We start from the raw sequence: 11,822 nt of genomic DNA, 5'->3' as shown, positions 1-11,822 counted from the left end.
TGACATCGAATCCTTATAAGGCAGCAGTATAGGTTCCGCTTATGGAGGGAAGATGTCGGAAGAATTGCCGCAGGTGCTGATTGTGATCGATGTCCAGAAGGGATTCGTCACGCCGCATTCGCAGCATGTGGTCGCGCCGCTGGAAAATCTCCAGTACGAGTTCGACCACGTCATTTTCACCAAATTCTATAATCCCGATCCTTCGCCCTTCCGCAAGCTGCTGGCCTATAACGGCATGGCGCCCAGCAGCCCGGAAACGGAACTGGCCTTGCAGCCGCGTGAGGAAGCCGTGATGATCAGCCGGCCGATCTACAGCTGCGTCACCGAGCCCCTGCTGGTGAGACTGAAAACCTGGGGTGTGCGCGAGGTTTTTATCGCCGGCATCGCCACTGAAGCCGGCGTGCTGAAGAGCGTGGCTGATATGTTCGAGTTGAACATCCGCCCGTGGGTGCTGGAAGATCTGTGCGCCAGCGGCAAGAACCCCGATGCGCACGAGGCGGCCATCAAGGTCATGAGCCAGATCATTGGGCCGCAGCACATTATCAGCAGTACGGGACCCGAAGCCTCGATTGCGCGGTCCTAATTCGTCTAGCCGTCGATTTCAGCCGCCTCATGGTGTGGAAACAGACGGTTCTTACCTATCCACAGTCCGCCGATAATGGCCAGCACACCCACACTGGCCAATCCAGCCAGGGCTAGGCTGGTCTTGGGCAGGTTGCGGTAATTGATGAGCAGGCGTTCGGCCTTCATTCTCAGCGTATCCTTCACCGGTTCCGTGGCAGGTGCGTAGGTGGTAGGAGCGTCAATATAATCCATGGCGGTCACCTTAATTCTGTGATCCGAACTTAGGCCGCGCCACCATCAAAATGCGCCGTGGAAGAAAAGAGCCGCTGTAAGAAATGACGCAGGGCGTCCCTTTATGATTTTTTTATCGAAAGGCGCAGGCTTCTGCTTTTTTCCTTACGACGATTTTGAGATACTAAATTTGTCAAAGAGGTAGCTCAATGACAATAAAAAAGCCAGAGAGACGAAGTGCTTGACACATGTCAACTCGTTCACCTCTCTGGTTTTTTATTGCGCAATATCCTGCACAAAAACGGCCCCCAGCGGGGCCGTTTTGCGTTCAGGCATCAGTAGCTGCTGGGCGGATCGCTGGCGGGGAAGCTGTCATCGATCATGGAATCGATCTGGCTTTCATCGAGATTATTGCGCAGTGTCCTGTCGGCGCGCAGGCATGTGCGCGTGGGCGTGCGGCGGAAGAAACCGGTCAGGAAGCTTGTTACGAAAGTGCTGAGGATATCGAGCGTTGAGGCCGGATGGCTGTCGTGCACCGCCTCATATTGCAGGGCGGCTTTGGTAGCCTTCAGTCCATCCGCTTCACTGATGGCGTCTTCGCCGGTTTTCACATCGGAAAGGATCTTTTCGTCAGTGCCTTCCGGCGGAAAGGGATCGCTCTGGCCATTACCGCGCGCCACATCGGCGGGGTGGGTGCCGTCACGGCTGTGGCGTGACTCTGTCCTGATGTCTGATACGGCCATGATGTCCTCCTGATTTGGGATCAGTCTAGGCCCTGCCGAATAAAGTGACGCTGGCGATCAAAGGCGAGGGATGTAAGGCTGTGATAAGGCGGCTTGAGATCGCCCTCGTGCCATGACATAGAAACGCTGCACCTGAATAATGCCGCTGGAATCCTCATGATCACCGAAATCGCCACCCTGACCATTGATCCCGCCAAGGCCGCGGACTTCGAAGCCGCTGTCGCCAGCGCGGCGCCTTTTTTCAAAAGCGCCGAAGGCTGCCACGGTATGGCACTGGAAGCGGTGATAGAGACGCCTGGGCTCTATAATCTGCGGGTCCTGTGGGAGACGGTCGATCACCATATGGTCACCTTCCGCGAGAGCGACAACTTCCAGCAATGGCGTGCCCTGGCGGGTCCCTTCTTCCTGTCGCCGCCGAAAGTGGTGCATGCGGAAACACGGGCTACCTATTTCTGATCAAATTCTGTTATAAACGGTCTTCCTAAAGGGCGTTAAAGTCCTTAAGGATGCGTTTTCCCGACACTGTACAGAGTATCATGACCGAGCCGACATCCCCGAAACCACCCGCCCGGACCACGCGCAAGGCGCTGCTGACCCCGCTGGAATTCGCCCGCATCGCCGATCTGGCCTGGCGGACCGATCCGCGCGGATCGCTGGCGCGGCAGATTTCCGAAGCGACCGGCGTTTCGGAAAGCTCGGTGGAACGCTGGCTTAAGGATGAGCGCCACCCGGCGCCGCCGGAACGCATCGCCGAGGCCCTCCGCCTGGCCGACAAGCGCATGCATGAGAACAGCGACTTTCTCTATAATGTCGCCATGACCCTGGCCCAAAACCCGACCTAAGTATTCTAACTAAGGACTGGAACTAAGGGCTGGGCTTAAGTCAGCGCTCGGTGATCCGGCGCACCAGGCTGGAAATAATCACCACCAGGCCGATGCCGGTAATGACGGCCAGGGCCGTGTTCAGCAGATCGTCCGTATCGGGTTGTGTGTCCGGTATGCCTTCCGAGCCGCCCAGCGGGCGTTTGGCCTGCAGCGGCGCATTGCGCTCGGCCGCTGCTTCCAGAATGGCCTCTTGCTGCGGTGACCAGTCCCAGATGCCTGGGGCGTCGCTTTTCACTTCGGGCATATAGAGAGAGGGGGTGAAGGGGGGATGTCCGCCAGCCGAACCTTGACGGGCCGACGCATTCAGTTGTGCCATGGGGAAGCCTCCTGTGCGCTACCATAATACACCCGAAATAAATTTCGTCACCCGGCTTGGACGGACCGCTATTAGCGAGGCGTAAATGTCAGGACTTCTGGGTGAGGGCGTCTGCATGGGCGCCGGCGCGATCAGTACGGCGGCGGGCCGGGCGATTGCCCTGCATGGAGCGGCGCATGGACTGCATGACCAGGGGCGCCATGACCAGGGATATGCCAAACGCATCCGCCAGCCAGTCGGGGATATTGCCGTCACGGCCCACCATGGCCTGCACGACCTCGATCAGACCGCCAATGGCCAGGCAGATCAGGGCTACATCCCATTTGCGGATTTTCGGCAGGGCCAGAAGGCTTAAGGTTGTCAGCGCATAAAAGGCCAGAACATGCGCTTCCTTGTCGGTAAAACCGACCTTCTGCTCCAGACCGCCAAAGGGGCCGAAAACCAAGATGGCAATCGTCACGGTCAGCACCGCCAGGGCGGAGCGCACAAGCCAGGTCATCTTATGGGCACGGGACATTTGGGGCAGCAAAGGGAGGACTCCATCGGTTTATGGAGCCATCTTACTGAGCAGGTGCGAAAACGCGGTGAAGGGACATGGTTAAGATTTTATTTTACTTGCAGGATCGTGCCCGGCGGGTAGTCTCATTCAGGCGCTCAGAGGCCGCGCAGGCTCGCCGCATCAGCGGTGGCGTGCCGTCGCACGCTGTCGGGATGCGATGAAGTCAGTTCGCCGTCTGACGGATATCTACTGGAGACACCCATGTTCACACGCCTGCTGCTGACCGGTTCCGCCGCCCTGTTCCTAATGGGCGCCGCGCCCATTACCCAGCAGGGTAGCGCCACTCAGCCTTCGCCTCAGGAAGTGCTCGATGCCGCCCCGGCGAGCGCCTGGATGACTATTCCCGCGGAAGACCTGGTCGTCATGACCCTCGCTGACGGCAGTGTGGTCGAATATCAGCTGGCGCCTGATTTCGCACCGGCCCACGTCGCTAATATCCGCCAGCTGGTGCGCTCCGGCTATTTCGACGGCGCCTCGATCCTGCGCGTACAGGATGCTTATGTGGTGCAATGGGGACGGGCTGATGAAGACAAGACCGAGGCGAAGGGGATCAACCCGACGCCGCCGGCCGAATATGAATTCGCCCCGCCGGCCGATTTCAAGGCCCTGCCGTATCGCGATGCCTATGCTGAGGCGGTAGGGCACGTCAAATCCTGGCCGGTGGCCAGTGACGGCAAGTCTGACTGGCTGGTCCATTGTTATGGCATGATCGGCGTGGCGCGCGACGTGGCGCCGGATACGGGGTCCGGCACCCAGCTCTATACAGTGATCGGTCATGCGCCTCGTCATCTCGACCGTAACCTGGCTGTGGTCGGTCGCGTCATCAATGGCATGGAATTCCTGACCGACCGTCCGCGCGGCACAGAAGAACTGGGCTTCTATAAGGACGACACACAGCGCATAAAGATTGTCTCGGTGAAAATGGCTGCGGACCTGCCGGCGGAGGCGCGCCCCTCCTTCCAGGTTCTGGATAGCGACAGCCCGACCTTTGCCGCCTGGGTGAAGGCGCGGGCCAATCGATCGGGCGCTTTTTTCGTTAAACCGGCCGGTGCGGTCGATCTCTGCAATGCGCTGGCGCCGGTTCGGGGAATAAAATAATCAACTTTTGCGCGCAAGGCATGAGGCCTCAATACGAGAATATTCTGCCTTGCGCAGTATGCACCCGGTGGTTGTTGTGTGGTTTTGGGTAACGATGTTATAAATTTTGGCTCAAGCGGGCTCACCCCAAGCCGAAAATTTATGTACAGGACTAATTTATCTGCGATTTTTCCTTTTTCTCGAAAATTAAAACCACATTCATGAGATAATATTCTACCTGCTAAATTTTATATTCGTTCAATAACTTTAGTAATTTCTGCATATACTTATCTGTATACGATTTGCGAAAACTTGACTGTGAGAGAAAAGGTAGGCGCATAAACTCTCCGTTAACCGCAAAGCGCAATAAACTGCCCTCACTGAATTCCGGAATGGTAACCGTATCAGGGGTGTGAGGCGTATGATGTTTTTCAGGAAAACCGACCAGACGGATACCAAGGCGATCATAGACGCCCTGAACGCGTCTCAAGCTGTGATTGAATTTACGCCTGCGGGTGAAATCCTGGCCGCCAACGGCAATTTTCTGAATACCGTCGGATACAGCCTGAGCGAGATTGTTGGTCAGCATCACCGGATATTCTGTGATCCGGTCTATGCCGAAAGCGAAGACTACCGGCAGTTCTGGCGCGATCTGGGGCAGGGGCACTTCGCCTCCAATGTCTTCAAGCGTTTCGGCAAGGGCGGCCGCGTGATCTGGCTGCAGGCCACCTATAATCCGATCCGTGACCAGAACGGCAAGGTCGTTAAGGTCGTGAAGTTCGCCAGCGACATTACCGCCGCCAAGGCCCATGAGATCGATGTCAACGGCAAGATCGACGCCATTGACCGCGCTCAGGCAGTGATCGAATTTAGCCCCAGCGGCACAATCCTGACCGCCAATTCGAATTTCCTGTCGACGGTCGGTTATGAACTGAGCGACATCGCCGGCAAGCACCATGCCATGTTCTGCGATGCGGAATATGCACAATCGCCGGCCTATCGTCAGTTCTGGGAGAAGCTGGGGCGCGGCGAATACCAGGCAGCAGAATATCGCCGCATCGGCAAGGGCGGGCGTGAGGTCTTTATCCAGGCCACCTATAATCCGATCTTCGATGATACCGGCACGGTGGTGAAGGTGGTAAAGTTCGCGACCGATATCACCGACATGGTGCGCCGCCGTCTGCGCGGCGCCGAACTGAATGGTGAACTGGGGCAGGTGGTCGACAGTATTTCCGAGGCGCATGAAAAGGCCGGCATTGCTGCCAGCGCCTCGACCGAAACCGGCGCCATGATCCACAGCGTGGCCGCGGCCTCCGAGGAACTGGCGCAAAGCGTGCGCGATATTTCCAACAGCATGGGCCATGCGCGCGGCAGCGTCGAAGGCGTGTTCAAGCACACCGAGGTGGCCAATAGTTCGGCGGAATCGCTCAACAAGTCCGCCACCTCGATGACCAATGTGGTGACCCTGATTCAGGATATTGCCGGCCAGATCAATCTGCTGGCGCTGAACGCCACCATTGAATCCGCCCGTGCCGGCGAGGCCGGAAAGGGGTTTGCGGTTGTCGCCTCGGAGGTCAAGTCCTTGGCCAATCAAGCGGCGCGCTCGACCCAGACCATTGCGGCCGAGATCGCAAACATGCAGGCCGTAACCGGCGAAGTGGTCGGTGCGCTGGGTCTGATTTCCAATTCGATGAATGAAGTTCTGGGCAATGTCACTTCGGTGGCCGGTACGCTCGAACAGCAGACGGCCGCGACCTGTGAAATCACCGCCAACATGCAGGCAGCGGTCACGGCAGTCGGTGAAATCAACGAAAGCCTTGAAAATATCAGCATGACCTTCGCCACGGTCGCCGAGGAATCCGGGCGTGTGAAGGCCGAAATGGATAATCTGGCGGCATAGGCTGCGCCACTAACCGATTATATACATAAGCCAGCTATGATGTTCTTGCCGCAGCAAGCGGTGGGGCGCGTGAAACAGCGCTTGCAGCACAATGCAGGATGTCAGTGGTCGATTTGTCGGTTGTCAGGCGTATGACAGATATTTTCCGGGTACAGACCGGAAATGCGGAACTTTCCCGCGCCCAGTATGATGCCTTCGCCAAGCAGATTCCCCTGCTTTACCTTCTCCTTACCACCAATACGGTCGCTGTGGCGATCAGCTATGCCCGGCTGGCGCCCGCGCTGCTGACCCTGGCCCTGCCGACCCTGCTTTGCCTCATGTGCGCCCTGCGCCTCGTCAAATGGCTAAACCGTTCGCGCCGGCAGCCGACCGATGATATGGTACTCAGGCAATTGCGTCAGACCAACCGGCTGGCCGGTGTCATTGCCGCTGCCTTCACGGCCTGGGGGCTGTTGCTTTACGGCTACGGCGATGCCTATGCTCATGGCCATGTCGCCTTCTATATGGCCCTGACAGTCATCGGCTGCATCTTCTGCCTGATGCACCTGCGCTCAGCCGCGATCATCGTCACGCTGATCGTCAATATACCTTTTATCATCTTTTTCCTGATGCAGCCGCAGACCAGCCTGAAGGCGATGGCGCTCAACCTGGTCTTTGTTTCCATCGCCATGATCATTGTCCTGATGACCTATTCGCGCGATTTCTCGCGGCTGGTGGAATCGCGCAGCGAAACGCGTCACCTGAGCGATGAAAACTTTCGTATCGCCAATCTCGACAGTCTGACCGGCTTGGCTAACCGCCGCTGGTTCTTTGCCGAACTGAGCCGTCAGTATACGCGCGCCAAGACGCATGGTGGCGCCTTTGCCGTCGGCATTGTCGACCTGGACGGCTTCAAACCGGTCAATGATACCTATGGCCATTCCACCGGCGATCGCGTGCTTACCGAAGCCGCCCAGCGTTTCAAGGCGGCGTGCGGTGAGGATATCATCCTGGCGCGATTGGGGGGTGACGAATTCGGTTTCATCGTTCCCGGCAACCCGACACGCGACGAACTGCGCTGGCTGGGCACGGCGATCAGCGACACCATCCGTATGCCCTATATCGTGGGCGGCTCGCAGGCCCTGCTGGGTTCATCCATCGGCGTGGCCGGCTATCCGCAATCGGCCACCGATCCGGAAGCTCTGTTCGAACGCGCCGACTATGCCCTCTATCACGCCAAGCGCCACCAGCGTGGCCAGATGGTCATCTTCTCCAGCGAACACGAAGCGCAGATCCGCAGCCATAGCGTCATCGAGCAGGCCCTGCAGAATGCCGATCTTGACGCTGAACTCTCCATGGTCTTCCAGCCGATCGTCGATATGAGCAGCGGGCGGGCGACGGCTTTCGAGGCCCTGGCGCGCTGGGAAAGCCCGAGCCTGGGCATGGTCAGCCCCGATCGCTTCATCCCCGTGGCAGAACGTGCCGGCCTGATCCGCGGCGTCACGCGCGCCTTGCTGAAAAAGGCCCTGGAAGCCGCCGCGCAATGGCCGGCCGAGGTCCGGATATCCTTCAACCTGTCGGCCCAGGATCTTTCGGATTCCGAAAACGTGGTGCAGATCATCGCCCAGATCAATCGCAGCCGCGTCGATCCCAGGCGGATCATCTTCGAGATCACCGAAACCTCGGTGGCGCAGGACTTCCAGAAGGCGCAGATGGCCGTTCAGACCTTCAAGGCCCTGGGCGTGCGCATCTCACTGGATGATTTCGGGACCGGTTTCTCAAGCCTCAGCCACGTCCACCGTCTGCCACTCGACAAGATCAAGGTCGACCGCAGTTTCGTGACCGATATCGAAACCAATCCGGTCAGCCTGAAGATCGTCAAGTCTCTGACGGCTTTGTGCGCCGATATGGGACTGGAGTGCATTGTCGAAGGCGTGGAAACCGAGGCGCAACTGACGATCCTGCGCGAGATCGGCTGCAGAACCGTACAGGGGTATTACTTTGCCCGTCCTATGGCCGAAGCGGATGTGCTGCCGTATATATCAGAACGGGAAGAAAAAACGGCCTGATATTGGGTCGTATATACGTATATATATGCGATATATTGGCCCCATTCTAAGTTGCGAAAATTGGCAATCCTCTCTTTTAAATTGAATTCGGAAAATATATTTATCCAAAATAACGCGAGCCATTCTCATCGTAATTCACTGTTAACCTCGATTCAGGCCTAACTGCGTTATGTAAACACAAGAACAACAACGTGGCAGGGATCTCAGGATCTCTTTTGAGGCTTATCCTATGTTATTCGGCAAGCAGGTATCCGGCGATACAAGAGGCATAATAGCGGCGCTCAACGCCTCACAGGCGGTGATCGAGTTTACTCCCAGGGGCGAAATTCTGACAGCCAACAGTAATTTCCTCAATGCCGTTGGTTACAGCCTGTCCGAAATCGCCGGGAAGCATCACAGCCTCTTCTGCGATCCGGCCTATGTTTCCAGTGATGCCTATCGCCAGTTCTGGCAGAGCCTGGCCAATGGGGAATTCAAGTCCAATGTCTTCAAGCGCTTCGGCAAAGGCGGTCGGATTGTCTGGCTGCAGGCCACCTATAACCCCATCCGCGATGGTTCCGGAAAGGTGACCAAGGTCGTCAAGTTCGCCTCCGATATTACCGAAGCCAAGATGAGCGAAGTCGACCAGAAGGGCAAGATCGAGGCCATTTCACGCGCCCAGGCCGTGATCGAATTCACGCCGGAAGGCAAGGTGATCACTGCTAACCAGAATTTCCTCGATGTACTCGGTTATCGTCTCGATGAAATCGTCGGCAGACCGCACAGCCAGTTCTGCGAACCGGCCTATGCGGCCTCCGACGCCTACCGCCGCTTCTGGGACGATCTGCGCGCGGGCAAATTTCAGGTGGCGGAGTACAAGCGCCTCGGCAAGGGCGGGCGCGAAGTCTACATCCAGGCCAATTACAATCCGATCTTCGACGATACCGGCGCTGTGGTGAAGGTGGTCAAGTTCGCGACCGATACCACCGAGGCCGTGCGCCGCCGCATACGTAATGAAAACCTGAGCCAGACGATCAATACCGACCTGGGCGATGTCATGCAGCGCATGGTCGAAGCGACGCAGATGACCTCCAGCGCCACTTCCGCGTCTTCGGATACGGGGGCGATCATCAATTCGGTCGCCGCCGCCTCTGAAGAGCTGAGCCAGAGCGTGCGCGAGATTGCGCAGAACATGGGCAGCGCCCGCGTCAATGTCGAGAACGTGTTCAAGCACGCCGAGGGCGCCACGGTCTCCGCCACCGGTCTGAACAAATCGGCGGCGGCCATGACCAATATCGTTACCCTGATCCAGGATATCGCCGGGCAGATCAACCTGCTGGCGCTGAACGCCACCATCGAATCCGCCCGCGCCGGCGAGGCGGGCAAGGGTTTTGCCGTCGTCGCCTCGGAAGTGAAGAATCTGGCCAACCAGGCGGCCAATTCAACCAAGACTATCGCGGCGGAAATCACCAATATCCAGTCGGTGACCGGAGAGGTGGTCGAGGCGCTCGACCTGATCTCGGGTTCCATGGATACTGTCCTAGAAAACGTCGCTTCCGTGGCCAGCGCCATGGAGCAGCAGGATGCCGTGACCAATGAGATCAGCGGCAACATGCAGACGGCCGTCTCGGCCATAGGCCAGATCAATGACAGCCTGGGCCGCATCAATCACACCTTCGCCAGCGTGACCGAAGCCTCCGAAAAGGTGAAGGGCGACGTCGAGGTTCTGGTGGCCTGACCAGCCCCGCGAGTCTAAAAGTCAGCCGAAGACCGTTTTCAGTATCTGTGCCGTCCGCTTCGCCGGATCACGGCGGATGGCGGTTTCCTCGCGTCCGACGAAGATGAACAGCCCTTGCAAGGCCAGGCCGGTGGCCCACTGGCCGAGATAGGTCTTGGCGTCGGTCTGGAAATAGTTTTTGAGATTGCTGCGCTTGACCGCCCGGTCGAAATAATCGACGGCGCCGCTGGCCTGCATGGCGCTTTCCATCGGCGGGGTAAAGGCGGAGGTTAGGGCAGGGGTGGTCTTCTTTTGCAGATAGAGTGTGCCGGCGGTATTACCGCCCCGGATGATGCCGACCGCGTCGGTAATGGTCAGGGTCTGGATGGCATTGATGAACAGGCCTCTTGCCATGGGGGCGGCGTTTTCCGCTGCCCGGTTCATGCGCAGGTGCAGGTCATCGAGCAGTCCGGACTGGCCCAGCGGCTTGAGCAGCTTTTGCGTTTTGGCCAGGGAAGGCGGCAGGGGAATGCGGATTTGCGGATCGCCCCAGTAGGCGTTGGTCTGGGAGAGGTGCGTCACCGAGGCTTCCGCGCTCTGTTTCAGGGCTTCGCGCAGGCCGGCCTGAGCCTGCTGGTCGGACAGTTTCGCCAGTGCGGCCGGTGAAAAGCCCAGTGCGCCCAGGCTCACCACGCCCGTCAGTAAAAACCGTCTGTCCATTTGATCCCCTCCTCTGGCGGGAGCAGAGTACAGCATATTTTTCCCCTGTCGCGTTACTTATTTGCTTCGCAGCGCGGCAAAAGTGTAACAGTTTTGGCCTTTCATTGCGCTTTCCGTCTGAAATTGTTGTGATTTTCGTTATTAAACATTAACCATTAACGCCTGAGGGCCAGTTTTGGGGGATTGTGCGGTCATGCAGAAAGGCGTGATCCATATTGCAGGCGTCGTCGGGTTGCTGTTTCTGGCCGCCCTGACCCTGCCGCGCGCCGATCGTCATATCGAAGATCGTCTGCAGTCGGAACTGTCCCTGGCCCTGACCGATCGCGGCCTTGCTGGCATAGAAGGTCATTTTGACGGCCAGACCCTGACCCTGCGATATGCCCGCAATGCCATCGATACCATCGACACCGATAACGCCTCCCTGCTCGCGCCGCGCATGGCTGAGGCGCAACAGATCGCCGAACGGCTGACCGGTGGCATGAAGCGCCCGGCCGGAGACGCCGGACTCTGGGGGCCGGTGACGCATATTTCGGTCGATGAAGGGTCGGTCGACAGCCTGGCCCGGCAGATGGAAATGCGCCGCAGCCATGAGCCGGTCTATGAGGCCGCTCCCTATGAAAGCGACCCGGCGCCCCCTGGCGGTCTCGCCTTCGCGGAGGCGCCATGATCTACCTTGTCACCGAAATGGCCGGCCCCATGGTGGCAGCGCTTCTGTTGGGCGTCATCTGCGGCTTCATGGAGCACTGGCTGCGACCGAGACGGCGGAGGCCGCATGGTTAGCTTGTTTCTGCAAGGATTCGCCCTGCTTTTCGTGGCCTTTGTCATCGGCCTGCCGCTGGGCCACTTGCTGGCGAAGCAGGTGCGCCGCTGGGTCACGCCGCGCCGGGTGGAAACGGCGCGCATACTGGATACGGCCGCTGTCGACCTGACCGCACGCCCTGATCCTGACGACAATCAAGGGATTGGGCAAGGGATTGGGCAAGGCATAGACTCACCATCGGTCCTGCCGTGGTCGGAGTCCGTGACCTATCCGGTTTCGGCCTTCGGGCGCACCACTGTTTCCGTGCGCCCGGATCGCCCGTAG

14 protein-coding genes are annotated in these 11,822 nt (G+C 58.4%); 9 read left to right on the top strand and 5 right to left on the bottom strand.

Annotation, left to right across the window (positions count from 1 at the left end):
* The first annotated feature begins 52 nt into the window (after positions 1-52).
* The gene (locus QM647_RS03170; protein WP_414994019.1) at positions 53-583 is read left to right on the top strand and encodes an isochorismatase family cysteine hydrolase; all 531 of its coding nucleotides are present in this window, start codon (positions 53-55) and stop codon (positions 581-583) included.
* A 5-nt stretch (positions 584-588) separates the two neighbouring features.
* On the opposite strand, the gene QM647_RS03165 is transcribed toward QM647_RS03170, so the two are convergent.
* Positions 589-816, bottom strand: coding sequence for a hypothetical protein (locus QM647_RS03165; RefSeq protein WP_414994018.1), 228 nt, complete (start codon positions 814-816; stop codon positions 589-591).
* A 314-nt stretch (positions 817-1,130) separates the two neighbouring features.
* Positions 1,131-1,538, bottom strand: a complete 408-nt coding sequence (locus QM647_RS03160) for a hypothetical protein (RefSeq protein WP_414994017.1) — start codon at positions 1,536-1,538, stop codon at positions 1,131-1,133.
* Between the two features lie 156 nt (positions 1,539-1,694).
* On the opposite strand from QM647_RS03160, the gene QM647_RS03155 reads away from it, so the two are divergent.
* Together QM647_RS03155 and QM647_RS03150 are read left to right on the top strand one after the other, a co-directional pair.
* Positions 1,695-1,994 carry an antibiotic biosynthesis monooxygenase family protein gene (locus QM647_RS03155; protein ID WP_414994016.1) on the top strand — a complete coding sequence of 100 codons (300 nt, stop codon included), beginning with the start codon at positions 1,695-1,697 and terminating at the stop codon, positions 1,992-1,994.
* A gap of 80 nt (positions 1,995-2,074) precedes the next feature.
* Positions 2,075-2,380, top strand: a complete 306-nt coding sequence (locus tag QM647_RS03150; RefSeq protein WP_414994015.1) for a hypothetical protein — start codon at positions 2,075-2,077, stop codon at positions 2,378-2,380.
* Positions 2,381-2,420: 40 nt separating this feature from the next.
* On the opposite strand, the gene QM647_RS03145 is transcribed toward QM647_RS03150, so the two are convergent.
* The gene (locus QM647_RS03145) at positions 2,421-2,738 is read right to left on the bottom strand and encodes a hypothetical protein (RefSeq protein WP_414994014.1); all 318 of its coding nucleotides are present in this window, start codon (positions 2,736-2,738) and stop codon (positions 2,421-2,423) included.
* Positions 2,739-2,826: 88 nt separating this feature from the next.
* A complete protein-coding gene (locus QM647_RS03140; RefSeq protein WP_414994013.1) occupies positions 2,827-3,255 on the bottom strand; it encodes a VanZ family protein in 429 nt (142 codons plus the stop codon).
* A 243-nt stretch (positions 3,256-3,498) separates the two neighbouring features.
* Between QM647_RS03140 and QM647_RS03135 the strand changes: the two genes are divergently transcribed.
* The 4 genes from QM647_RS03135 to QM647_RS03120 all read left to right on the top strand — a co-directional run bounded on the left by QM647_RS03135 (position 3,499) and on the right by QM647_RS03120 (position 10,039).
* Positions 3,499-4,395, top strand: coding sequence for a peptidylprolyl isomerase (locus QM647_RS03135; protein WP_414994012.1), 897 nt, complete (start codon positions 3,499-3,501; stop codon positions 4,393-4,395).
* Positions 4,396-4,795: 400 nt separating this feature from the next.
* On the top strand, positions 4,796-6,274 hold the full coding sequence (locus QM647_RS03130; protein WP_414994011.1) for a methyl-accepting chemotaxis protein: 1,479 nt from the start codon (positions 4,796-4,798) through the stop codon (positions 6,272-6,274).
* Between the two features lie 131 nt (positions 6,275-6,405).
* Positions 6,406-8,322 carry a putative bifunctional diguanylate cyclase/phosphodiesterase gene (locus QM647_RS03125; protein ID WP_414994010.1) on the top strand — a complete coding sequence of 639 codons (1,917 nt, stop codon included), beginning with the start codon at positions 6,406-6,408 and terminating at the stop codon, positions 8,320-8,322.
* Positions 8,323-8,551: 229 nt separating this feature from the next.
* The gene (locus tag QM647_RS03120) at positions 8,552-10,039 is read left to right on the top strand and encodes a methyl-accepting chemotaxis protein (protein WP_414994009.1); all 1,488 of its coding nucleotides are present in this window, start codon (positions 8,552-8,554) and stop codon (positions 10,037-10,039) included.
* A 21-nt stretch (positions 10,040-10,060) separates the two neighbouring features.
* On the opposite strand, the gene QM647_RS03115 is transcribed toward QM647_RS03120, so the two are convergent.
* Positions 10,061-10,738, bottom strand: coding sequence for a DUF4197 domain-containing protein (locus QM647_RS03115; RefSeq protein ID WP_414994008.1), 678 nt, complete (start codon positions 10,736-10,738; stop codon positions 10,061-10,063).
* A gap of 205 nt (positions 10,739-10,943) precedes the next feature.
* On the opposite strand from QM647_RS03115, the gene QM647_RS03110 reads away from it, so the two are divergent.
* A complete protein-coding gene (locus QM647_RS03110) occupies positions 10,944-11,405 on the top strand; it encodes a hypothetical protein (RefSeq protein ID WP_414994007.1) in 462 nt (153 codons plus the stop codon).
* Positions 11,406-11,510: 105 nt separating this feature from the next.
* Complete coding sequence (locus tag QM647_RS03105) at positions 11,511-11,822, top strand: hypothetical protein (RefSeq protein WP_414994006.1); 312 nt, start codon at positions 11,511-11,513, stop codon at positions 11,820-11,822.

It is taken from the genome of Asticcacaulis sp., assembly GCF_047605585.1.
Lineage (GTDB): Bacteria > Pseudomonadota > Alphaproteobacteria > Caulobacterales > Caulobacteraceae > Asticcacaulis.
Note: the sequence above shows the minus strand (reverse complement) of the source record. Positions and strands in the feature narration are given on the sequence as shown.

Bases quoted from the DNA above. Each gene is read 5' to 3' on its own strand.
- QM647_RS03170 (WP_414994019.1), top strand. From the start codon at position 53: ATGTCGGAAGAATTGCCGCAGGTGCTGATTGTGATCGATGTCCAGAAG.
- QM647_RS03165 (WP_414994018.1), bottom strand. From the start codon at position 816: ATGGATTATATTGACGCTCCTACCACCTACGCACCTGCCACGGAACCG.
- QM647_RS03160 (WP_414994017.1), bottom strand. From the start codon at position 1,538: ATGGCCGTATCAGACATCAGGACAGAGTCACGCCACAGCCGTGACGGC.
- QM647_RS03155 (WP_414994016.1), top strand. From the start codon at position 1,695: ATGATCACCGAAATCGCCACCCTGACCATTGATCCCGCCAAGGCCGCG.
- QM647_RS03150 (WP_414994015.1), top strand. From the start codon at position 2,075: ATGACCGAGCCGACATCCCCGAAACCACCCGCCCGGACCACGCGCAAG.
- QM647_RS03145 (WP_414994014.1), bottom strand. From the start codon at position 2,738: ATGGCACAACTGAATGCGTCGGCCCGTCAAGGTTCGGCTGGCGGACAT.
- QM647_RS03140 (WP_414994013.1), bottom strand. From the start codon at position 3,255: ATGTCCCGTGCCCATAAGATGACCTGGCTTGTGCGCTCCGCCCTGGCG.
- QM647_RS03135 (WP_414994012.1), top strand. From the start codon at position 3,499: ATGTTCACACGCCTGCTGCTGACCGGTTCCGCCGCCCTGTTCCTAATG.
- QM647_RS03130 (WP_414994011.1), top strand. From the start codon at position 4,796: ATGATGTTTTTCAGGAAAACCGACCAGACGGATACCAAGGCGATCATA.
- QM647_RS03125 (WP_414994010.1), top strand. From the start codon at position 6,406: ATGACAGATATTTTCCGGGTACAGACCGGAAATGCGGAACTTTCCCGC.
- QM647_RS03120 (WP_414994009.1), top strand. From the start codon at position 8,552: ATGTTATTCGGCAAGCAGGTATCCGGCGATACAAGAGGCATAATAGCG.
- QM647_RS03115 (WP_414994008.1), bottom strand. From the start codon at position 10,738: ATGGACAGACGGTTTTTACTGACGGGCGTGGTGAGCCTGGGCGCACTG.
- QM647_RS03105 (WP_414994006.1), top strand. From the start codon at position 11,511: ATGGTTAGCTTGTTTCTGCAAGGATTCGCCCTGCTTTTCGTGGCCTTT.